We start from the raw sequence: 22,509 nt of genomic DNA on the forward strand, positions 1-22,509 counted from the left end.
CCGTCAGAATAGGAGGGGCTTACCTTGTGTTGGCCGCGCGCTCAAGACGCGAAAGCGTCACGGGTGCGAGGGGGTTTTTCCTGAAGGGGCCTGATAGGGCCTGGTCACATCGCGCAGAGCAAGATTGATTGCCTCGACCTCAAGCGCCAAGGCCCCATCGCCTGCAAAGGTCAGGGTGAGGCGCCCCATACCATCTTCGCCCGCCTGCCACTCGACCGAAAGCAATGATAAAACCACATCGCGCGCCTGCGGGCTGATGCCTTGCGCGGCCATGCTCAGCACATCATCCACAATCAGCAAACTGCGCACCCGCTCAGGCGGGCTGACGCGCGCCCCATTTTCCCAACGAAAGCGATTGAGCAGCAGAACCACCTGACGTTTGGCGCGCGTGTATTTGATATCAGCCACAGTAAGGACGGCATCTTGCGCAAGCGCAGACAGGATTTTCACATCCTCTGCATCTGCAGCGGCAAGCGCCAAAGGCGCTTCGAAACCATCCTCAAATCGGGCGTCAACCATGGTCTGCCACCCGTTCAATTTGTGCGCCAAGGCCGCTGAGTTTTTCTTCAACCCGCTCATACCCGCGATCAAGGTGATAGACGCGGTTCACACGGGTTTCCCCTTCGGCTGCAAGCCCCGCGAGGATCAAACTGACCGAGGCACGCAAATCCGTGGCCATCACAGGCGCGCCGCGCAATTGTACAACGCCGGTCACCTTGGCTGTTCCACCATGCACATCAATTTTGGCCCCCATGCGGATCAATTCGGGCGCATGCATAAAGCGGTTCTCAAAGATGGTCTCTTCCAAAGTGGCAACCCCGTCAGCGGTGCACATCAGCGCCATCATCTGTGCCTGCAAATCGGTTGGAAACCCTGGGAATGGGGCGGTGGTCACATCCACGGCCCGCACGCGGCCCGTTTTGTGGCTGACGCTCAAGCCGCGATCGGTTTCAACAATCTCGACCCCCGCCTCTTCCAACTTATCGGCCAAGGCCGCCACAATAGCACGGCTGCCGCCAATCAATTCTACGCTGCCGCCTGCAATCGCGGGGGCAATCATATAGGTGCCCAACTCAATACGATCTGCGATGACACGATGCGTTGTCGCATGCAAACGATCCACGCCACGAATAACGATAGTGTCTGTGCCTGCGCCTTCGATATCTGCGCCCATGCCTTGCAAACAATGCGCCAGCGCCACGGTGTCAGGCTCGCGCGCGGCATTGCGCAAAACGGTGGTGCCTTTGGCCAAAACCGCCGCGCAAAGCGCATTTTCCGTGGCACCCACGGAAACAAAGGGAAAGCTGATCTCAGCCCCTTTGAGGCCATTTTTTGCCGTTGCGTGAACATAGCCTTCGCGCAGATCAATTGTGGCCCCCAAAGCCTCAAGCGCGGTCAAATGCAAATCCACTTTGCGCGCACCAATTGCACAACCGCCCGGAAGCGAAACAACCGCCTCACCAAATCGGCCCACTAACGGCCCAAGCACGTTGAAAGAAGCGCGCAGCTTGCGCACGATGTCGTAATGCGCAGTCAGATTGGTCACATCGGCAGACGAGATCATCATCGCGCGGCCATCGGCCAAACGGGCCACTTCGCAGCCCAAGCTTTCCAACAAGCTGCCCAGTGTCGCCACATCAGACAGGCGCGGCACATTGGTCAGCGTCAAAGGTTCATCCGATAAGAGGGCCGCACACATCAGCTTTAGGCAGGTGTTCTTCGCGCCCGCGATGGGAACCTCGCCCGAAAGCGGGCCATTTCCTTTAACGATGATACTGTCCACGGGTGCTGCCTCTTTTGCTCTGCTCAGGTCGCGTCAAGATGACGGGCCCGCGCCATTTTCGCCATCTTCCGCACGTCTTTTGCGGGCCTGCGCCTTGCGGCGGGCCAAATTGGCCTTAAGCGCTGCTTTCAACCGCTCCGTACGAATGTCTTGTGCGCTTCTTTGACCAGAATTCGATCTTTTCGGCGGGTTTGATGGTTGCTTCATGCAGCCTCTAATAGCGAAGCGGACAATTCGCGTCTAGCGCGATGCAAATCGAAATTGGCATAAATTGCCTATGCGCATCCGCAGCCATCAAAAGGAATTGGGCCCTGGTGCGAATTTTCGTTTGCTTTGGTCTTGCATGGGTCTGCGATTGCGTCTAATCCACGCGCCACACGTGCGCTGCAGTAGCTCAGTGGTAGAGCACTCCCTTGGTAAGGGAGAGGTCGGGAGTTCAATCCTCCCCTGCAGCACCATCAAAATCATATGATCATTAATACGACAAACGCCCAAGTTGGTGTGTGTAATCCAATTGGTTCTGAGCTTGCAAAAGTACACACGTTGTACGCGATTGACAGAATGACCAGATGATCAAGGTGATTCAATAACTAATAATTATTTAATATTATGTATATTTTTTTAAATAGTAATCACTGATAGCAGCAGAGTCGGAAAAGTCGTTCCCGTCATTCGCGTAGGATGTGTAGATTTCTATAGATTTATCAATAAGCGGTAGCCCGCCAATAATAGCCTTCATAAAGGCGGCAAGAGCGGTCATGTCTTTGGCTAACTGTCTCGCGTAAGCTTTAGGGGGATCAAAATCTTCAGAAACCATCTGCTTGTAGATCCGTTGCAAAATTTGAGAATCCGCCATTCCACCCGATAATGCTTCTGGTAAAAGCCTGGGATCAATCTGCGCAGATCGCGCCAATGTCAAAACCTCTGCCATCAGTACATAATTCGTTCCAACAATCGCCTGATTTAAAGTTTTAGCAATTTGACCAGCACCCAATGGACCCAATAAAGTTGAGGTCTTTGTTAGAGCATCAAGTATCGGAATTACTCTTTCAAAATCGGCCTGCACACCGCCTAGCATCGCCGTTAAAGTTCCTGTCTCTGCTGGATCAGGACCTCCTGATACGGGCGCGTCAATCCAAGCAACTCCGTGTTCAGCCATTCTACCAGCAATTCGCACAGTGTCTTCGCGTGGCACAGTTGAAAAATCAATAATCAGGTCGGCGCCACCATCTGATTTGGCAAAGCCTAAAGGACCAAAGCAACAGTTTTCAACTGCTTCAGTGTTAAGAACACACATTGCAAGGATATCACTGCACTCGCGCACTTCTGCTGGAGTGTCTGCCCAAATTGCTCCATGCGGCAATACCTCTAAAGCCCGTTCCGGCTCTAAGTTCCATACAGTCACTGTAAAGCCACGCGACAGAAGGCGCCTCACCATTGGGGCGCCCATTATCCCAAGCCCGACAAATCCAATTTGAGGTAATTTCGAACGGTCTTTCATAATAGCTCCAGTTTTGTAAAAAATGACACCTTACAGACATTAGAAATGCTAACACGAGCTTGATTAATCATAGCTTAATTTAACCAAACTGGATTAACCTTTAGGATAAGAAGATACTACCTATCCAATTTACAATCTCTAATATTGCAAACAAATTGCGACATCAAAGAACTGATACAAATATGACCAGCCAAACAAGCACATCAAACTTACCATTAACAGGATTGAGAATAATTGACCTGACACAGGTGATGGCTGGACCGTTCTGTTGCATGATGCTCGGGGATATGGGGGCAGATGTTATAAAAGTTGAGCCGCCAAAAGGAGATCAGACCCGCGCGGCAATGGGCTTTCGGATGAAAGGAAATGACAGTCCCGGTTTTTTTGCACTGAACCGGAATAAAAAATCAGTCGTCTTAAATCTAAAGAGCTCTGGAGGCATCACCATGTTCATGGAGCTCGTTAAAACAGCTGATGTGCTGGTTGAAAATTATCGACCAGGTGTCACAAAGAGGCTGGGCATAGATTATCAATCTCTCAAAGAAATTAACCCTAAACTGATTTATGCAAGCATATCTGGTTTTGGACAAACTGGGCCTTGGTCTCAGCGTCCAGGTTTTGACCTTATGGCGCAAGCGATGTCTGGCGTTATGAGCGCCATGGGGCACCCCGATATGGGACCAGTAAAGTCTGGCGTTTCTGTTGGCGATTTGGGAGCAGGCTTATTCTGCGTTTATGGCATTCTAAGCGCAGTAATTGGCCGCACAAAATCTGGTACGGGTCAATATATTGACGCTTCTCTTTTTGAGGCGGCACTATCTCTATCGATCTGGGAGACCACCGAATTTTGGGCCACAGGCAAGTCGCCCCAGCCACTCGGTACAGCAAATCGTATGAGCGCACCCTACCAAGCATTCATGGCAAGCGATGGTATGTTTGTTGTGGGCGCTGCAAACCAAAAATTATGGGAATTATTTTGTGATGTGATTAACCGCCCAGAAATAAAAGAAGATCCGCGCTTTATGACTAACATGGATCGCGTCGCTAACCGCAGCCAACTGGAAGCCGAACTCAAACCTATTTTCATCGAACAAAACGTGGGGTTTTGGGTCGCAAAGTTTTTAAACTACGGTGTTCCAGCAGGCCCAATTAACGACTTTGAGCAAGTTTTAAGTGCTGATCATACTTTGCAACGCAACATGGTTCTGGAAATCAATCACCCGGTTGAAGGGCCAATAAAATCTTTGGGCTTCCCAGTAAAGTTGCAAGACACCCCACAACAAGTACGTTTACCTCCGCCTCTACTGGGGGAGCATACTCATGAACTAGCAATTGAACTAGGATTGGATACTAACAAATTACGCGCAGAAGGAGCTTTTGAGTGAGTAGCGGTGCGGTACATATGCAAGTCGAGGGATCTGTTGCTAGAATTTGGTTTGATCGACCGGAAGCAATGAATTCGATGACTTGGAAGATGTACAATGACTTTGAAAAAATAAATCTTCGTCTACAAACAATGTCAAAGCTAAGAGCGATAGTTTTACGTGGTGTGGGTGGTAAAGCCTTCGTCGCAGGTACGGACATACATCAATTCTCCGATTTTAATCGCAGTGAGCATGGCGTTGAGTATGAAAAAAAAATGGACCGAATACTCTATGAATTCGTGTCGCTTCCGGCACCTACTCTGGCAGTGATTGACGACCTGGCGATTGGTGGTGGCCTAAATATTGCAGCATCATGCGACTTGAGACTGGCTGCTACAGGCGCTCGGTTTGGTGTTCCGATATCTAGAACACTGGGAAACTGCCTCTCTATGCGCAACTATGCCAATATGGTCAGTCTTATTGGCGAACCCGCTTCAAAACGAATGTTGTTTTTAGCAGAACTAATGACCGCCGAAGAGCTTGCCGGAACTGGGTTTCTAGCCCGCGTAGTCCCCCCCCAGGAGGTGGACACTGCGAGCGATGAATTGATTGAAAAGCTATGCTCCATGGCACCCCTCACCATCACGGCGAGTAAAAAAGCACTTCAACGTTTAAGGACTGCAAATTTACCTAGCGGCGAGGACTTGATCGAGCTTTGTTATGGGAGTTCAGATTTTCAAGAAGGCGTTCAAGCTTTTAAGGCGAAAAGACGCCCTAATTGGACTGGGGAATGAGCTAATGCAGGTAATATCTGTCATCTATTTCGAGCCCCCAAATGTCCATGATCGATGATTTCTCCAACACGGCTTTAAACTCTACGGATATGATAGAGGACTTTTGAAAGTGAAGCATCCAATGAAACCAAGAATTGCTATTATTCCAGGAGATCCATCCGGTATTGGGCCTGAGCTTATCGCGAAATTATTGCAAGAAACAGATGTAAAAGAAGCGGCGAATATCCTTCTTGTAGGTGATGCTCATGTTTGGAAACAAGGCGCGAAGCAGGCCAGAAAAGATGTAGATTTAAATACAATACCCCGTTCAGAAATTTCCAGTTTTGAAGGAGTTGCACACCTCAATTTACAGAGCTGTGAACCTGAAGAAATTGAAGTGGCCAATATTTGTTTAGCAAGCGGAAGATCTTCATTACGCAACCTGGAAAGCGCCTTAGATCTTGCTAAAAGTGGTCTTATCGATGGTATTTTATTCGCACCTTTTAATAAGGCAGCGTTGACACTCGCAGGCATGGAAGAACAGGACGAGCATCAATTTATTGCCAAGTATATAGGGTTTTCTGGCCATCACTCTGAAATAAATGTCTTGGACGACATCATGACCACCAGGGTCACAAGCCACATAAGCTTGGGCGAAGTGGCCCGCAATATAAATGAGTTATCAATCAGCCGAGCCATTGATTTAGCCGCTGTAACTCTCAAACGCTTCGGAATTGAATACCCTCACATAGCGGTTGCAGCACTCAATCCCCATGCCGGAGACAACGGAAAATTTGGGCGCGAAGAGATTGATGTAATTGGGCCAGTAATTCAGAATTACCAACAAAGTCAGATGAAAGTCACTGGGCCTTGGCCCTCTGACACTGTGTTTTTAAAAGCGCAGAACCGCGAAGTGGATGCTGTGGTTACAATGTATCACGACCAAGGGCAAATCGCGATGAAATTGATGGGGTTTGAGCGTGGAGTAACCGTTGCAGGCGGTTTACCAATACCAATCGTCACCCCTGCGCACGGCACTGCTTTTGATATTGCGGGTCAAGGCGTCGCCTCTGTCAGCGCGACGCTTCAAGCTTTTCGTTTATTACTGCGCACAAGAGACGTTAATGCCGTAATTTAATTATCTACAATAACCCAACTTTCTGCTGATTTGTCTTTATCGGGAGCGAAATATGAAAATCATCGACGCTCATCATCACTTTTGGGATCCAGACTTAAATTACCATCCTTGGCTCCGCGACGAGCCCCTAATCCCGTTTAGATATGGTGATTACTCCAGTATCCGCACAAGGTTCATGCATGAAGAATACGATTTAGTATCAGCAGATTGGGAGATTGTTGCGAATGTAACAATGGAGGGAGAATGGGATCCCGCGGACCCAACTGGCGAAGCAATTTGGATGCAAAAAGTTGCAGATAGTACCGGAAAACCAGCCGCGCATGTCGCTCAAGCATGGTTGGACAAAAACGATTTAGATGAGGTTCTTTCTACTTTAGCCAATCTATCAATTGTCAAATCCGTACGCCATAAACCACGGTTCAATGCATCTCCAGGAGGACCGCCGGGCGGTATGACAGACCCATATTTCAAAGCCGGTTACAAAGCCTTAGCAAAATCAAACCTGATGTTTGATTTACAGACCCCATGGTGGCACTTGTGTGAAGTAAAATCGATGGCAGATATGGCTCCAGAAGTGCCAATTATACTCAATCACACTGGACTTCCTTCTGATAGATCCGCCGAGGGTTTGGCTGGGTGGTACGAAGCGCTAAAAGATTTTGCGCAAATTCCCCAAACATTTATCAAAATTTCAGGATTAGGTGTTCCAGGAAAGCCTTGGTCCCTAGCTGACAATCGCGACATCATCAGAAGGGCAATTGATATTTTCTCGCCTGACAGATCTATGTTTGCATCAAACTTCCCGGTGGACGGCTTGTGCGGAGATTTCAACACTATTTTTTCAGGGTTTGACACCGCTACCAATGACTATTCAAACGAGGAGAGACAGTCATTGTTTAGCGGCACTGCATCGGAAGTATACGGGATCAAGATGCTGTAATTTTTAAAATACAAAATTTATAATCATTTGGTCAATAATTCTGATATCAGTTGAGGCTAAGGTCGATACTCCCACTTCAATGAAAACCTATCCATAACCTGAGATAGCTTTGCTATCTCCTCATCAATATTACTATTCAAACAAACAATTAGACCAAATTTTATATCATCGCGCACTGATACAACACGGGCCGCAAAACCCGCCTCGGCAAGGCTTGCGTCTAATACGCGAGCAATCGCGAGTTTACGTAAAGCAGGCTTAAAGGTTTTACCTACGGCAGTTTTCGGTAATTCAGGTAAAATTTCGACATATTTGGGCGCTGCAGCACGTTCGGTAACATGGATGCGGGCATGTTCCATTAAGGCATCTACGGTCACATCTGCCCCTTCAACCAATTCCACATAGGCGCAGGGCAGTTCGCCAGCGATTGGATCAGGCTGGCCAATGGCCGCTGCCATTGCCACTGACGGATGAGTGGCCAAAGCCTCCTCAATAATTGCAGGATCGATGTTGTGACCACCGCGATTAATCAAATCCTTCGCCCTGCCCGTGATCCAGAGATACCCGTCCACATCAAACCGCCCCAAATCGCCAGTGCGCAAATATTGACCCTCATACATTAGCGCCGCCGATTTTATAGCGTCTTTGTATATACCCTGCTCCGTCACGCCGGGGCTTGCCACGCAAATCTCGCCGATCTCATCAATGGCACATTCTGTGAGGCCTTCGGGCGTATCTTTGAGGATGATCACATTACAATGCGGAAAGGGGATCCCAACAGACCCAACCTTTTTCTCACCTTCAACTGGGTTGCAGGAGACAAGACAAGTAGCCTCGGTCAGGCCATATCCTTCGACAAGGCTGACGCCCGTTGCGCCCTCAAACCGACGAAACAATTCCAATGGCAGGGGGGCTGATCCCGAAAAAGCGGTTTTCACAGAGGAGATATCTGCATCTACAGGCCGTTGCATCAACACCGCAAGCGCGGTTGGCACCGTGATCAAGAATGTGACCTGCCAGCGTTCGACCAATTTCCAGAAATTATCGAAAACCCCTGCGCCGCGATATCCTTGCGGGGTCGGAAAGACCGTATGGGCTCCCGAACACAAACCACCCATTAAGATCACATGGCTTGCAAAAACATGAAACAGCGGCAGCGGGCAGAGCACCGTATCGGTTTCTGTAAACAACAGACTGTGACCTACCCAACCATTATAGATGATGCCCGAATAGCTGTGCTGCGCCACTTTGGGCATGCCGGTTGTGCCGCCTGTATGAAAACAGGCAGCGATACGATCTCTCCCCTGATCTGGGTGGCGCAACAGATCAGCCGTCTCGCCCGCCATTTCCGCGCGCAACGACAACACGCAGGCCTGATGCGTGACCTTTACCTTGGGCCGCAGCAAGGGCGCGATCACCCGCTTGATCCCCGTCAGATAGCGCAGAAGATCAACTTCCAATACAGTTTCAACTTCGGGGGCCATGGCCACGGCGGCGGCGGTCTTTTGTGCAAGATCCGTCTTGGGAAATGGCGCCAAAGTGACCACAAGCCGCGCTTTCGTTTCGCGCAAGATGCTTGCGATTTGATCAGGCTCAAGCAGCGGGTTTATGGGCACCACAACGCCCGCAACCATACCCGCCAGAAGGGTCAAGACTGTTTCGGTGCTATTGGGCAGCACAAAGGCAACCGCATCCTCTGGGCCAATGCCAAGCCGTGCAAACAGATTGGCCAGTTGGGTCACCTCCGCCCTGAGGCTTTGCCAATCCAATGTCTCTGCTTTTGCGTCAGGATCTGAAAACAGTTGAAAGGTAACCGCCGGGCGCGCGGGATAGCGCGCTGCAACGTCAGTCAGCAATTCATAAATGCTTTGCGCAGGCGCGGCCGCAGGCCACGGGTGATCTGTCTCAATTTTGCGCACATCTTGATTATTCGCAAAAGGCAGCATGGCCTTGCCTCCCCCATCATTCTCCCAAATGGTCCTGCGGTCACGATGCACGCGGTCGCACGGCAGGCTTTGCGTGAGAATGAAGAGAAAAGCGCGTTTTCGCAAGCACGCTGTGATTATTCAGCAGCGATTCCATCGGTGAATTGCAACCGTGCCAGACGTGCATAAAGTCCGCCTTCCGCGACAAGCGCATCATGGCTGCCTTCGGCAACAATCTGCCCCGCATCAAAGACCAAAATGCGGTCGGCCTTTTTCACAGTTGCCAGTCGATGCGCAACAATCAAGGTCGTGCGCTCGGCACTGAGATCTGCGACCGCGCGCTGCACCAATCGCTCACTTTCAGCGTCAAGCGCACTGGTCGCTTCGTCTAACAGCAGGATCGGCGCATCGCGCAAAATGGCGCGGGCGATGGCAATACGCTGTTTCTGCCCCCCAGACAGCATAATCCCCCGCTCGCCCACATAGCTGTCATAGCCTTCGGGCAAAGCCGCAAGGAACTCATGCGCGGCGGCGGCGCGGGCGGCGGCCTCGACCTCAGCATCGGTGGCGTCAGGACGGCCAAAGCGAATATTGTCACGCGCAGAGGCCGCGAAAATCACAGGGTCTTGCGGCACCAGCGCCATAGCCGCGCGGAACCCCTCACGGCGCATATCGCGCAGATTGACCCCATCAAGGGTGATCTTGCCTTTTTGCGGATCATAGAAGCGTTGCAGCAATTGGAAGATCGTGGATTTACCTGCGCCTGATGGCCCGACAAGCGCCACTGTCTCACCCGATTTAATGGTGAAGCTCACATCTTTGAGCGCCGCAGTTTCTGAGCGGGTCGGATAGGCAAAACCCACGCCGTCAAACACGATATCGCCCTTGCCCGCATGTGCCAGGGACACAGGGCGGACGGGGTCGGTGACTGCGTCCTCAGCGTAGACAAGTTCTACCAACCGCTCGGTCGCACCAGCGGCGCGCTGCAATTCGCCCCAAATCTCAGACAGCGCACCCACCGCGCCTGCGACCATAATTGCATAGATCAAAAACTGGATCAGCGCGCCGATGCTCATTGCGTCTGCGCGAACATCCCGCGCTCCCACCCAAAGTACCCCCACAATCCCCGCAAAAACTAGGAAGATCACAATCACTGTCATAAAGGCACGGGTTGAAATGCGGCGCTTGGCACTGTTGAAACTGGCCTCTGTAACGTTGGAAAAATCATTGGAAGAGGCTCGCTCATGAGTAAAGGCCTGCACAGTTTGAGCGGCCAAAAGCGCCTCAGATGCTGCGCCAGAACTTTGCGCAATCCAATCTTGGTTTTCACGCGACAACACGCGCAGCTTGCGCCCCAAAACCACAATCGGGACGATAATCGCAGGCACAAGCAACAAAACCATCCCCGTCAGCTTGGGCGATGTGACAACCATCATCACCAAGCCGCCCATTAAAATCAGCGCATTGCGAAGGGCTACAGACACCGAAGAAGAAATCACACTGAGCAAAAGCGTAGTGTCCGTGGTGATGCGGCTAAGCACCTCACCCGTCATGACCTTCTCATAAAAACTTGGGCTCATCGAGATCATGCGGAAAAACACTGCCTTGCGAATATCGGCAATCACACGCTCACCCAATCGTGTCACAAGGTAATAACGCGCGCCCGTGCCTAGGGCTAAAAGGCCCGCGATCCCCAAGGCAGCAAGAAAATAGCTGTCCAAGAGGGCGGCGGTGTTTGTCTCAAACCCATCTACGACACGGCGCACGGCCAAGGGCATAATCAGCGCCACAAGCGCCGTGGTCACAAGCGCCAAACCCGCCCCGATGATCCAGACACGATACGGCACGAGAAAGGGCACAAGCGCACGCAGCGATCCAATCTTTTTGGAGCGCGCACGCTCCTCCGTGGCATTGGCGGCCTTTGCAGGCGGTGCTGCCTTAGCGGCATCGGTTTGGGTGGTCATGGTCGCGTTTATCCTCAATCTGTGAAAGTGGGATAAAGCGGCACGGCTCATCAAACAAGCCCCGCGTGGCGCGACTTAATGCGCGCAGAAATGAAATCAGGGACGCGGCCCGCGATATTTGGCAACAAATTCCGCCGCAGGCATTGCGCGGAAATCAGGCAATGCGCGGCGCAGACGGGCATGATCCCAGTCCCACCACGCCAAATCCATGAGATCTTGCGCGACCTCATCGGCAAAGCGCATGCGCAAGGGCTTTGCGGGCGTGCCTGCCACAATCATAAAATCTGGCACATCCTTGGTCACCACAGCGCCTGCGGCAACAATCGCGCCGATGCCCACGCGGATTTCGGGTTTGATAATCGCACCATGACCGATCCAACAATCGGCCCCAAGGCTAAGACGGCGCGCCGCACGCGCGGCAAAAAATGCAGCATCGTCTGACGCGTCATCGAAATAGAGCTCAGAGCGATAGAGGAAATGATGTTGCGCCGCATTGCGCATCGGGTGATCGGTTGGCCCGATCCGTGTCATCGCGGCAATGTTCGAAAATTTGCCGATATCGGCATTGGCAATATCGGCCATACGGTCACAATAGGCGTAGTCCCCGAAAGCCGAGTTCAGAACGCGCGAGAACGCCCCCACCTCGCAATAAGCCCCGAAGGTAGAATTGGCGATTTCGCAGCCTTGATGGATCAGGGGCGTATCGGCTGTCAGTTTTTTTGCGTCACTCATGTTGGCCTATCACTTGCCTGAGCCATCGCCTTTGATCAGGCGCGCCCGTATACGACCAGAAACCGCATCCATTGCAACCACCATCAGCACGATCAAGGTTATATAATAAGTGACCTTTTCCCAATCTGCCGTGGTCTGGATGGCTTGGGTCAGCAATAGACCGATGCCCCCGCCCACAATCGCGCCCACAATCGTGGCCGAGCGCGTGTTCGATTCAAAGAAATACAACACCTGACTGAGCAAAATGGGCATGACCTGCGGCAAGACGCCGAAACGATTGCGCTGCACTGCATTCGCGCCTGTCGATGCCAGCCCCTCAATCTGCTTTTCATCGACATTTTCAAGGGCCTCGGAAAACAGTTTGCCAAAGCTGCCCGTATCTGTCAGCAAAATAGCCAAGGCCCCTGTCATCGGCCCTGGCCCAAAGGCCCGCGATAGGATGATGGTAAAGATCAGCGCATCCAAGCCACGCACAAAATCAAACAGGCGGCGGATGACAAACCGCACCGCTTTGGACGGAGCGAAATTTGTTGCCGCAAAAAACGCCAAAGGCAGCGCAATCATTGCCGCGCCAAATGTGCCCAGAAAGGCCATCAGGATCGTTTCCCCCAAAGCCCAAAAAACATCCCCATGCCGCCAGATTGAATTGTTCCAGACATTCGACAGCATCAGACCAAAATTGGAATGCGCGGGGTCAATTTGCGCGCCGCGGGTGATGGTCGCGAAAACCTCGCCCGCGCTCATGCCTGAATAGGGGCTGGCCAGATCGAAAAAGAACATCTCCCATCCCGCGAAATAGCGCATGGTTTCGGTGCGATTGCGGGTGACAGACAGCCGCCCCCCTTCGGTCGCAATCGAGACGCGATTGCCAGAGGCATTGATGAAATCAGGAACCGCCTCGGCGGATAGGCGCAAATCAACCCCATTTGCGGTATCAATGACAATGTCGCCAAATTCAGGATGGTGATAGGTGATCAGCGGCCCAGCATAGGTCACGCGATGCCCATGGCGCAGTTCGATTTCGGCTGTGTGGCTTGCCACTTCGGCCCAAGCGGGGATTTGATCAGGCGCATAGGTGGCACGGCGTGAACCTTCAATGGCGACCGTGATCTCGCCTGAGCGATTATCGCGCGTGACATGGGTTTTATAGCTGACCGCATCCGACACCAACACCGCCGCGTTATCCATCCGCGCCCGTTCTGCCAAACCCAGAATGTCAAAGGCAAAAAAGACATAGACCGCATAGGCAAAGATCACCGCTGGGATCGCAAAACCAAATAGTTTCTTGCGCCCAATGCGGCGGATTTCGGAGGCACGCAAAGCCGCAACATCTTGGGTAGCCATGACCATATCAGAACGTCCCCTTGGTCAAATAATTGCGCAGGCTGCTTGAGAGCTGATCAACCGCGACAATGGTCAAAAACAGGATCACGAAAACGGCGGCGGCCTCATCGAACTTGCCCTGCCCGAACGTCAGCGCGTTTTTCAGCTCGTAGCCAATGCCACCCGCGCCCACAAAACCAAGGATGGCTGACGCGCGGATATTGATCTCAAAGCGCAGCAACCCATAGCTGAGGTAATTGGGCAAAACCTGTGGGATGACACCCAACCAAATCCGTTGACCCCAATTTGCACCGACAGACTGCAACCCTTCGACAGGTTTCATGTCCGTGTTTTCAGTCACCTCAGAAAACAATTTGCCCATGGCACCCATCGTATGCAGCGCGATGGCAATCATTGCAGGCACAGGGCCACCGCCCATGATGAAAATCAGCACCAATGCCACCACAACCTCAGGGATCGCGCGCAAGATGTCGGTGATACGGCGAAAGAACGGGATCAGACGAGGCCAATAGGCCAGCCCGCGCGTGCCCAAGAGCGAGAACACCACCCCACCCGCGCAGCCAAGCAAAGTCGCGACCGCCGCAATGTTAAGCGTCTCAATCAAAGCAGGCAGTGCATCCACCATATGGCCAGGCAGGTTTGCTGCTTTTTCAATCGCCTCAGAAATCAGATCAGCAGGGAAATCAAAAAGGCGATGTAGGCCTTCCAAGAAACCACCTGCATTGCGATCTTCTGCAATAGAGAAGCCAGAGATCAACATCACCGCAAAGATCAAAATGAGCAGACCTGAATAGAGACGGCGGCGCTGCGTCATCTGCAGATAATCTTCGCGCACTGTTTCACGTCTTTCCCGATCGATCTGGGATGAGGTGATATCGGTCATGGTCAACCTTTCTTGAAGATGGGGGCGCGCAAATCTGCGCACCCCCCAATGTCATGCACCAGTGTGCAACAAGGGCTTAGTTACCTTGTGCCAAACGCACAGCGATGATGGTCTCATAGGCTTCGTGGCTGATGGGTGCGAAACCTGCGGTTTCACCTGCCGCCACGCCATAAGCGCAGGCCTCATCTGTTTCGTGCAGATTGGCCAAAAGTTCGGTTACAGTCGCCTTTACATCGTCAGGCAGCGATTGACGCAGAACGACAGGGCCTTCTGGAATTGGCTTAGAGCGCCAGATTTCAACCAAGTCGTTCATATCAACCAGACCTGCATCAACCGCGCGGCGCAATGCGCCCGAGTTGTAGCCGTCTTCCCAGTTGCCCAAACCATCGGCCCAAGTCACGCCTGCATCAATATCGCCATTGTTTACGGCGATGATTGTCTGCTCGTGACCGCCTGTGAATACAACATCACCAAAGAAATCGCCTGGCTCCATCGAGTAACCCAACTGTGGGATCTCAACCGAAGGGATCAAGAAACCAGAGGTCGAGTTTGGATCACCAAAGCCAAAGGTTTTGCCTTCAAGATTGGCCAAATCGGCAATGCCGCTGTCAACGCGGGCAAAGCCGATGGAATGATACGAGAAAGAGCCATCCAAATTGGTCTTAACCAAGACAGGCTCGACCGCGTTTTCATCTGCGATATAGGTCGCGGCATAGGAAGACGCGCCCAACCATGCGAAATCAAGCGTGCCGCCAAGCAAGCCTTGGATCACGCCGTTGTAATCTGCAGGGGTGAACAAACGGGTTGGAACGCCAAGGGCCTCTTCAACATAGGCGCGGAAGCATTCGTTATTTGCCAAACGGTCTTGCGCGTTTTCACCGCCCAAAAGGCCGATATTGAATTCTGTGATTTCTTGCGCCGCCGCAGGCCCAGCAAGGGCTGTTGTCACTGCGAGGAGAGTTGCCAGTTTCTTCATGAGAAGTCTCCGTGAGATGAGATGTCCGAACAGATGGACTGGGGTTTTGGCCCTACATCAGGCCTTGTATCGCGGGATGTTTGACCCGCTTTTCCGCCACCGCCTCAGCACCCGAAATCTTGGTAGAGGTAGCGAATTCGTTGAATGTTTCATCCGCGCCATAGATGTCGCGCGCGACACCCGTGGTCAGTTGCGCAGGAGTGCCATCGAACACGATGCGCCCGTCCCGCATTCCGATCACGCGGTCACAATATTGGCGCGCCGTATCCAATGTGTGCAGGTTCGCAATTACCATGCGCCCGTCTTCTGTGTTGATCCGCTTGAGCGTATCCATCACGATTTGGGCATTCATGGGATCAAGGCTGGCGATTGGCTCATCGGCCAGAATGATCTGGGGATCTTGCATCAAGGCGCGAGCGATGGCGACCCGTTGCTGTTGACCACCGGACAACGCCTCAGCCCGTTTGGGTGCTTGTTCGGCAATGCCCAGACGATCAAGAATATCAATCGCGCGGGAAATATCGGCCTTTGACCAAAGATTAAACATCGTGGCCAAGGTCGAAGCGTGGTTCAATTTCCCATGCAATACATTCGACACAACATCGAGGCGTGGCACAAGATTAAACTGCTGAAAGATCATGGCGCAGCGGCTTTGCCATGCGCGCGCCTCCGCGCCGCGATAGGCAAGCACATTGGTGCCATCAACCAGAATTTCGCCATCCGTGGCATCGGTCAGGCGGTTCATCATCCGAAGAAAGGTGGACTTGCCCGCCCCAGAGCGGCCAATGATCCCGACAAAGGCAGGTCGGTCGATAGAAAAGCTAACGCGGTCAACGGCAATCTTGCTGCCAAAAACCCGGGTTACGTTGCGCACTTCGAGCATAAGGCCCCCTTCCAAAATCTTGAGGGCCATATCGCCGTGCAGTGATTCAGTTATGTGACCGAATTGTTACCGTTTCGTAAAAATATCATCGGTCAGGCAACGCGCAGGCCGCGCGACCAAACCCCGCGCAAACGCGGTGTGCCGCCCGCAACAGACAGGCGCAAAACGTCACCGCGCAAGCCTTGTTCGATGCAGCCACGATCCTGCAAACCCGCAGCCTTAGCAGGGTTGGCCGTCACTGTGGCCATGGCGCGCGGCAGATCATTCCACATTTGCCCCAAGCGATAAGCCGACAGCAAAAGCGCGGCAGGGACATAATCGGAGGAGATGATATCCAACAGGCCCGCTTCGGCCAGTTCGGCAGCCGAAACATTGCCCGAATGTGACCCGCCACGGATCAAATTGGGCGCGCCCATCATAACCGCGATGCCATGCCTATGGCAGGCCTCGGCCGCCTCGCGCGTGGTCGGGAATTCGGCCAATTTGATCCCGTAGCCTGCCGATTTCGCGACATGATCCGCGGTGGTATCATCATGGCTTGCCAAAAGCGCGCCATAGCGGCGGGCGTGATCCACTGCGGCCTGTTCGTGCATATCCCCAAATCGCGCACGCATATCTGTCAGCTGTGCGATATGGTCTAACCATTCATCCTCGCTGAGATTGTTCTTGCCCATCACATAGGCTTTGAGCTTGGACAGATCACGGAATTGCCGTTGCCCTGGTGTGTGATCCATCAGGCTCACCAAACCTACGCGGTCTGCTGGGCCAAATTCGGCCAATTCTTCCGCCAAGGTTTCGGAACAGATTTCGGCGCGCAAGTGTAGAAAATGGCTGATCTTCAGCATCCCTTGATTGCGCAGGGCCAACATCTCGCTGGCCAAAGGACGGGCATAGCGTTCGTAACGGGTTTTGCCCGAATTAATCGACCCAATGCGCATGGCATCGAAAACTGTCGTGATCCCTGCCCCTGCCAGTTCGGCATCATGGGCGATAATGGCCGCATCATGGGGCCAATCAACTGACGGGCGCGGCTGCATGTGCCGCTCAAGATTGTCAGTGTGCAATTCAACCAGACCGGGCGTCAGATAATCGCCCTCGCAATCAATCGCGCCACGCGGCAAGGTGCCGCCTTCGCGGATATCCGCAATGACCCCATCTTGCACAATCACACTGCCTGCAAAGACCCGATCCACAGTAACGATCTGCGCATTGCCGAAAATCACTTCGCTGCTCATGATTGGTCTATCCTTTGAATAAGCCTGCCTCAGCGGCGGCGATGGCGACCTCTATCGTGCCGCTATTGTCAATTTCCACGATATTCAGGCCTTCGGGCAAAGGAACCTGTCGCGCCAGACGCGCGGCGATATCCTGTGCATCCTCGCGCCCGCGCGCGGCAAGACGCGTGGCCAAAACCGCAGGACTTGCGGTGATGGACAGAACCACTACATGCGCAAATCGCAACGCAGCCTCGCTCAACACATTGCGAGACAGGTTTGCAAGGACATCATGACCTGCGGCAATCCAATCGGCCACCTCAGCGGGAATACCATAAGAGAGGCCGTGCGCCTGCCATGACAAGGCAAAGGCCCCCTGCCCGTTGAGACGCGCAAATTCATCTGCGCTGACCCCATCAAAGGCCTCACCCCCCGCATCACTGGGGCGGGTGATCACGCGTTTGGCCGCGCGCAAATCTGGATGGCGGGCCATCAGCCCTGCCATCACGCTGTCTTTGCCCACCCCCGAGGGGCCAACAACCGCAATGATGCGGCCTGTCTTCATGCGATCTTCCTTGGGGTAAAGACGCTGACATCAATGGCGCGATCCGCCACCCGCTCGCGCGCTTCAAGGTCATGGAAAATTCCAACTATCGCAGCCCCTTCTGCCTTCGCCTCTTCGATCAGCGATAGCACCGTCTCGCGGTTCTGGGCATCAAGGCTGGCGGTTGGCTCATCCAACAGCAAAATAGGATAGCGATGTGCAAATCCGCGCGCGATGTTGACGCGTTGCTGTTCACCGCCCGAGAATGTCGTGGGCGATAACGGCCAAAGCCGTTCGGGGATGCGCAACCGCGTCAGCAAATCTGCGGCCCGCGCCTGCGCTTCGTCCTCAGCCACACCAAGAGACAAGAGCGGTTCTGCCACAACCTCTAGGGTGGGCACGCGCGGCACCACGCGCAAGAACTGGCTGACATACCCTAAAACCTCGCGCCGTAGGGTCAAAATCTCGCGCGGGGTGGCGGTGGTGATGTCCAACCCGTTCACCACCACACGCCCCGCTTGCGCCAGATAATTTCCGTAAAGGATGCGCATGACAGTGGATTTCCCTGCCCCGCTTTCCCCTGTCAGGGCGACACATTCGCCCGCCGCCACGGAAAAATTCGCGCCCTCTAGCACGGGGATCACCGCGCTGTTTTGATTGTGCAGGGTAAAAGATTTCCCCAAATCTGTGACTGTGATCATCGTCATCCCTCACACCTGCAAAACCGAAGATACCAAAAGCTGCGTATAGGCATGTTGCGGATCATCCAAGACCTGATCGGTCAAACCTGTTTCCACAACATGGCCCGATTTCATCACCATCAGCCGATCTGCCAAAAGACGCACGACCGCCAAATCATGGGTGACGATAATGGCCGACAATCCCATACGGCGGACAAGACCGCGCAGCAAATCCAACAGCCGTGCCTGCACGCTAACGTCCAAGCCGCCCGTGGGTTCGTCCATGAAAACAAGGCGCGGGCCCGTCACCAAATTGCGCGCGATTTGCAGGCGCTGCTGCATCCCACCCGAAAAGGCCGAAGGGCGATCATCCATACGGGCGGTGTCGATTTCAACCTTGCTCAGCCAGTCACCTGCGGTCTGGCGAATATCGCCATAATGACGCGCGCCGACCGCCATCAACCGCTCGCCGACATTACCGCCTGCGGATACCCGCATCCGCAATCCATCACGCGGATTTTGATGCACAAAGGCCCAATCGGTGCGCGACAGCATCCGCCGCTCGGCCTCAGGCATCTGACGGACATCACGGGGGCCATCGGCACGGGTGTCAAAAATCACTTCCCCCTGATCAGGGCTCAGATGCCCCGCTAGGCAATTGAGCAGCGTAGACTTACCTGACCCAGACTCGCCCACAATCCCCAAGACTTCGCCTGGATAAAGATCAAACGAGACATCTGCACAGCCAATCCGCGTGCCGTATCGTTTCTCAATATTGCGCACTTGCAAAAGCGGGGTCATGCGGCCTCTCCTGTCTCGCGGCGGCTGGCGCAGTAATCTGTGTCGGAACAGACAAACATCCGCCCGCCCGCATCATCCACGATCACCTCATCTAAATAACTGTCTTCAGCCCCACATAGCGCACAAGGATGTGCCGCTTTTGACGGATCAAAGGGGTAATCTTCAAAATCGAGACTCACGACCTTGGTATAGGGTGGCAGGGCATAAATCCTTTGCTCACGTCCCGCCCCAAACAATTGCAAGGCAGGGCTTTCCAATTTGGGATTGTCGAATTTCGGGATTGGAGACGGATCCATCACATAGCGCTCTTCCACCTTCACGGGATAGGCATAGGCGGTCGCAATCTCGCCATGGCGCGCAATGTCCTCGTAGAGCTTGACATGCATCAGGCCATATTCCTCAAGCCCATGCATCTTGCGCGTTTCGGTTTCACGCGGCTCTAGGAAACGCAGCGGCTCGGGGATTGGCACTTGATAGACCAAAATCTGATCCGCACTGAGCGGCGTTTCAGGGATGCGGTGGCGCGTTTGGATGACAGTGGCCTCCGTGGTTTTCTCGGTCACGGCCACGCCTGCGGTTTTCTCGAAAAAGCGGCGGATTGAAACGGCATTGGTCGTGTCATCCGCGCCTTGGTCGATGACTTTGAACACATCATCGGGGGTCAAGCAGGCGGCAGAAACCTGCACGCCGCCCGTGCCCCACCCATAGGGCATTGGCATTTCGCGACTTGCGAAGGGCACCTGATAGCCTGGAATGGCCACCCCCTTCAGAATAGCGCGGCGGATCATCCGCTTGGTCTGTTCATCGAGATAGGCAAAATTATAGCTCATTCTGCAGCCTCCCGTGGGCCTGTAGATGCCATCATCGCCTCGGCGCGCAGGCGGCGGATCAGCTCCAATTCAGATTGGAAATCCACATAATGGGGCAATTTGATATGTTCGAGAAACCCAGTTGCTTGCACATTATCGGAATGGGACAGGACAAACTCTGCGTCTTGCGCGGGCGCACCCACATTATCCTCACCCAATTCCTCCCATCGCAAGGCGCGATCCACGAGGGCCATGGAAATCGCTTTGCGTTCGGATTGCCCAAAGACCAAACCGTAACCGCGGGTGAATTGCGGCGGCTCGGTCTTGCTGCCTGTGAATTGGTTCACGGTTTCACATTCGCTGACCGTGATCTCGCCCAGATCAATGGCAAAGCCCAATTCGGGAATATCCATCGACACAGCCACGCGCCCGATCCGCAATTCGCCCACGAACGGGTGGTTGCGCGCATAGCCCCGTTGCGTGGAATAAGCCATGGAGAGAACAAACCCCTCATCGCCACGCGCCAAGGCCTGAAGTTTCAGCGGACGATCCGCAGGGAAATCCAAGGGCTCGCGCGTCAGATCACGCGGGGGCGTGTTATCCTCAGGCTCGGGCTGCAATAGACCCTCGCGATCCAGAAATTCGGTGACATGCGGCAAAGGTGCGGCATCCACTGGGGCGCCCCCCTCATCCTCGGACGAGACCGCCCCATCTGCCATCAACGCGAAATCCAACAGACGGTGGGTATAGTCAAAGGTTGGCCCCAAGATCTGCCCGCCTGGCAGATCCTTAAAGGTGGCCGAAATGCGCCGATCACAGCGCATCGCGCCAGTATCAATCGGGGCGCTAACCCCAAAACGGGACAAGGTGGTGCGATAGGCGCGGATCAGAAAAATCGCCTCAATCATATCGCCGCGCGCCTGCTTGATCGCCAGAGCTGCCAAATCAGGATCGTATAGCGAACCTTCGGCCATGACCCGATTGACAGCCAAGCTAAGCTGTTCGCGAATTTGCGAGATGCTCAGTTCCGCCACATCGGTTGCGCCGCGCCGCTCATCGGCCAGCCATTCATGGGCGGCGTCAATCGCCCGCTCGCCCCCCTTTACCGCAACATACATTAGGAAGCCCCCTCAATACGGGTGGATCGCGGCAGGGCCGCTATTTGGCTGCCTGACGTGAAGAACGTATCAAAACCAAGCGGGAAGCGGCGCGCATTGGCGACAAAAGCCGCAGTCTCGGGCAGATTGAGATCGGCCTCCGCCTGAATGCCTGGCCCAGTCAAGCGCACCCCCTCCGCCGCGAGATGATCCATCTCAACGATCAATGTGACAGAGCGGTCAGGGTAATCTTGCACACCTTGACGCATTTTCCCGAGATCAACGCAAAGCTCATCCCATGGGCCAATGGCGAAATCTGCCTCATCCGCAGCAACCAAAGGCGCGCCCGTATGAAAGCGCAGCCATGCGCGAATGGCGTCTGTGTCGCAAGACGGGGAAAGGTAAACCCGTGTTTCAGGATCACAAAGAACCAGCAGCAAACTGCCCGCCGCAGGGGATAAGGGCAGCGGCGGATGCCCACCTGAAATCTCGCGGATCACTCCAGGACGGGCCATCACATCCAAGGCCGCGCGAAAGGCAATTGCCGCATCGCGCGGGGGATTGGCGAATCCGCCTCCCATTGCATCGGTCACATTTGGCTCAGACATTGCCATACTCATTCCCCCCGAACCATGGTGAAAAATTCAACCTTTGTGCCCGCCGCGCGCACCGCCCGCGCGCCCTCACGCGCTGCTTTTTCCGCGCGCAAAGGGGTGATCACGGAGGCGATCAAAGCCGACCCTTGATCTGTCTGACACAGCGCATCGACAAGCGCGGCATAGGTTGCGGCCTCATGACTGCGGCCCTGCACATATCCATGCCCGACCGCACCGCTCTCGGTGAGGCGCACCGAGGCGCGGGTGACAGTCATTTCACCGAGATTAAACGCAGCGCCCACCGCGCCTGCGCGCCCACGCACCATGACCGTGCCAATTTCAGGCGCACGCAAAACGCTATGCGGCACCTCAACGCCTGCGGATTGACACAGCGCGATCAAGCGATCTGCGGAGGCCTGTGCCATGGTGGACAGCCATGCTTGCCGTTCGATGTGTTCGCCTAAATTCGACATCTTGCGAAGTTATCCGATAAAATATACAACTAGACAAACTTTACGCTCAACCCTGCCCCCTCACAAGCGGCTTTTGATGAAATTTTGAT

Annotated in this window: 23 protein-coding genes and 1 tRNA gene; 5 read left to right on the plus strand and 19 right to left on the minus strand. The window is 53.8% G+C overall.

Going from position 1 to position 22,509, the window contains the following annotated elements; all coding sequences use genetic code 11:
* Positions 1 to 57: 57 nt before the first annotated feature.
* Genes AAC636_RS08970 through AAC636_RS08980 form a run of 3 tightly spaced genes read right to left on the minus strand, consistent with a single transcriptional unit; the run spans position 58 to position 1,990 of the window.
* Positions 58 to 519, minus strand: coding sequence for a DUF2948 family protein (locus AAC636_RS08970; RefSeq protein WP_340301247.1), 462 nt, complete (start codon positions 517 to 519; stop codon positions 58 to 60).
* Entirely contained in the window at positions 512 to 1,783 is a 1,272-nt protein-coding gene (gene murA, locus AAC636_RS08975) for a UDP-N-acetylglucosamine 1-carboxyvinyltransferase (RefSeq protein WP_340301248.1), read from the minus strand. The genes AAC636_RS08970 and murA overlap by 8 nt, the downstream gene beginning before the upstream one ends.
* 33 nt (positions 1,784 to 1,816) lie before the next feature.
* Entirely contained in the window at positions 1,817 to 1,990 is a 174-nt protein-coding gene (locus tag AAC636_RS08980) for a hypothetical protein (protein ID WP_340301249.1), read from the minus strand.
* 176 nt (positions 1,991 to 2,166) lie between these two features.
* Between AAC636_RS08980 and AAC636_RS08985 the strand changes: the two genes are divergently transcribed.
* A tRNA-Thr gene (locus tag AAC636_RS08985) sits at positions 2,167 to 2,241 on the plus strand.
* Positions 2,242 to 2,390: 149 nt separating this feature from the next.
* Here the strand turns inward: AAC636_RS08985 and AAC636_RS08990 are convergent.
* The gene (locus tag AAC636_RS08990; RefSeq protein ID WP_340301250.1) at positions 2,391 to 3,284 is read right to left on the minus strand and encodes an NAD(P)-dependent oxidoreductase; all 894 of its coding nucleotides are present in this window, start codon (positions 3,282 to 3,284) and stop codon (positions 2,391 to 2,393) included.
* Positions 3,285 to 3,466: 182 nt separating this feature from the next.
* Here AAC636_RS08990 and AAC636_RS08995 point away from each other — a divergent pair, with 182 nt between their 5' ends.
* From AAC636_RS08995 to AAC636_RS09010, 4 genes are all read left to right on the plus strand, one after another.
* A complete protein-coding gene (locus AAC636_RS08995) occupies positions 3,467 to 4,669 on the plus strand; it encodes a CaiB/BaiF CoA transferase family protein (RefSeq protein WP_340301251.1) in 1,203 nt (400 codons plus the stop codon).
* A complete protein-coding gene (locus tag AAC636_RS09000) occupies positions 4,666 to 5,442 on the plus strand; it encodes an enoyl-CoA hydratase (protein ID WP_340301252.1) in 777 nt (258 codons plus the stop codon). The genes AAC636_RS08995 and AAC636_RS09000 overlap by 4 nt, the downstream gene beginning before the upstream one ends.
* Before the next feature lie 121 nt (positions 5,443 to 5,563).
* Positions 5,564 to 6,559 carry a 4-hydroxythreonine-4-phosphate dehydrogenase PdxA gene (locus tag AAC636_RS09005; RefSeq protein WP_340301253.1) on the plus strand — a complete coding sequence of 332 codons (996 nt, stop codon included), beginning with the start codon at positions 5,564 to 5,566 and terminating at the stop codon, positions 6,557 to 6,559.
* Positions 6,560 to 6,611: 52 nt separating this feature from the next.
* A complete protein-coding gene (locus AAC636_RS09010) occupies positions 6,612 to 7,499 on the plus strand; it encodes an amidohydrolase family protein (RefSeq protein ID WP_340301254.1) in 888 nt (295 codons plus the stop codon).
* Between the two features lie 56 nt (positions 7,500 to 7,555).
* Here AAC636_RS09010 and AAC636_RS09015 read toward each other — a convergent pair whose 3' ends face one another.
* The 15 genes from AAC636_RS09015 to phnG form a co-directional block, all read right to left on the minus strand.
* Entirely contained in the window at positions 7,556 to 9,445 is a 1,890-nt protein-coding gene (locus AAC636_RS09015; protein WP_340301255.1) for an acyl-CoA synthetase, read from the minus strand.
* A 116-nt stretch (positions 9,446 to 9,561) separates the two neighbouring features.
* The gene (locus AAC636_RS09020) at positions 9,562 to 11,388 is read right to left on the minus strand and encodes an ABC transporter transmembrane domain-containing protein (protein WP_340260061.1); all 1,827 of its coding nucleotides are present in this window, start codon (positions 11,386 to 11,388) and stop codon (positions 9,562 to 9,564) included.
* A 96-nt stretch (positions 11,389 to 11,484) separates the two neighbouring features.
* A complete protein-coding gene (locus AAC636_RS09025; protein WP_340255031.1) occupies positions 11,485 to 12,120 on the minus strand; it encodes a chloramphenicol acetyltransferase in 636 nt (211 codons plus the stop codon).
* A gap of 9 nt (positions 12,121 to 12,129) precedes the next feature.
* Positions 12,130 to 13,464, minus strand: a complete 1,335-nt coding sequence (gene phnE, locus AAC636_RS09030) for a phosphonate ABC transporter, permease protein PhnE (RefSeq protein ID WP_445322569.1) — start codon at positions 13,462 to 13,464, stop codon at positions 12,130 to 12,132.
* Between the two features lie 7 nt (positions 13,465 to 13,471).
* A complete protein-coding gene (gene phnE / locus AAC636_RS09035; RefSeq protein WP_340298699.1) occupies positions 13,472 to 14,347 on the minus strand; it encodes a phosphonate ABC transporter, permease protein PhnE in 876 nt (291 codons plus the stop codon).
* Between the two features lie 76 nt (positions 14,348 to 14,423).
* On the minus strand, positions 14,424 to 15,323 hold the full coding sequence (phnD, locus tag AAC636_RS09040; protein ID WP_340255022.1) for a phosphonate ABC transporter substrate-binding protein: 900 nt from the start codon (positions 15,321 to 15,323) through the stop codon (positions 14,424 to 14,426).
* 52 nt (positions 15,324 to 15,375) lie between these two features.
* Positions 15,376 to 16,206: a phosphonate ABC transporter ATP-binding protein gene (phnC, locus tag AAC636_RS09045; protein WP_340260057.1), complete on the minus strand. Its 831-nt coding sequence runs from the start codon at positions 16,204 to 16,206 to the stop codon at positions 15,376 to 15,378.
* Positions 16,207 to 16,298: 92 nt separating this feature from the next.
* Positions 16,299 to 17,441 (minus strand): alpha-D-ribose 1-methylphosphonate 5-triphosphate diphosphatase, encoded by a 1,143-nt coding sequence (locus AAC636_RS09050; RefSeq protein ID WP_340301257.1) that lies wholly within the window; start codon positions 17,439 to 17,441, stop codon positions 16,299 to 16,301.
* 7 nt (positions 17,442 to 17,448) lie between these two features.
* The gene (phnN, locus tag AAC636_RS09055) at positions 17,449 to 17,985 is read right to left on the minus strand and encodes a phosphonate metabolism protein/1,5-bisphosphokinase (PRPP-forming) PhnN (RefSeq protein ID WP_340298696.1); all 537 of its coding nucleotides are present in this window, start codon (positions 17,983 to 17,985) and stop codon (positions 17,449 to 17,451) included.
* A complete protein-coding gene (gene phnL / locus AAC636_RS09060; RefSeq protein WP_340301570.1) occupies positions 17,982 to 18,665 on the minus strand; it encodes a phosphonate C-P lyase system protein PhnL in 684 nt (227 codons plus the stop codon). Before phnL ends, phnN begins: the two co-directional genes overlap by 4 nt.
* A gap of 9 nt (positions 18,666 to 18,674) precedes the next feature.
* Positions 18,675 to 19,445, minus strand: a complete 771-nt coding sequence (gene phnK / locus AAC636_RS09065) for a phosphonate C-P lyase system protein PhnK (RefSeq protein ID WP_340260054.1) — start codon at positions 19,443 to 19,445, stop codon at positions 18,675 to 18,677.
* Complete coding sequence (locus tag AAC636_RS09070; protein WP_340255007.1) at positions 19,442 to 20,275, minus strand: alpha-D-ribose 1-methylphosphonate 5-phosphate C-P-lyase PhnJ; 834 nt, start codon at positions 20,273 to 20,275, stop codon at positions 19,442 to 19,444. The genes phnK and AAC636_RS09070 overlap by 4 nt, the downstream gene beginning before the upstream one ends.
* Positions 20,272 to 21,372 (minus strand): carbon-phosphorus lyase complex subunit PhnI, encoded by a 1,101-nt coding sequence (locus AAC636_RS09075; protein WP_340301258.1) that lies wholly within the window; start codon positions 21,370 to 21,372, stop codon positions 20,272 to 20,274. The genes AAC636_RS09070 and AAC636_RS09075 overlap by 4 nt, the downstream gene beginning before the upstream one ends.
* Positions 21,372 to 21,959, minus strand: a complete 588-nt coding sequence (phnH, locus tag AAC636_RS09080) for a phosphonate C-P lyase system protein PhnH (RefSeq protein ID WP_340301259.1) — start codon at positions 21,957 to 21,959, stop codon at positions 21,372 to 21,374. Before phnH ends, AAC636_RS09075 begins: the two co-directional genes overlap by 1 nt.
* Before the next feature lie 8 nt (positions 21,960 to 21,967).
* Positions 21,968 to 22,420 carry a phosphonate C-P lyase system protein PhnG gene (gene phnG, locus AAC636_RS09085; RefSeq protein ID WP_340298692.1) on the minus strand — a complete coding sequence of 151 codons (453 nt, stop codon included), beginning with the start codon at positions 22,418 to 22,420 and terminating at the stop codon, positions 21,968 to 21,970.
* Between the last annotated feature and the right edge of the window lie 89 nt (positions 22,421 to 22,509).

Origin of the sequence: Roseobacter sp. HKCCD5988, from assembly GCF_037830355.1 — a bacterium.
Lineage (GTDB): Bacteria > Pseudomonadota > Alphaproteobacteria > Rhodobacterales > Rhodobacteraceae > M30B80.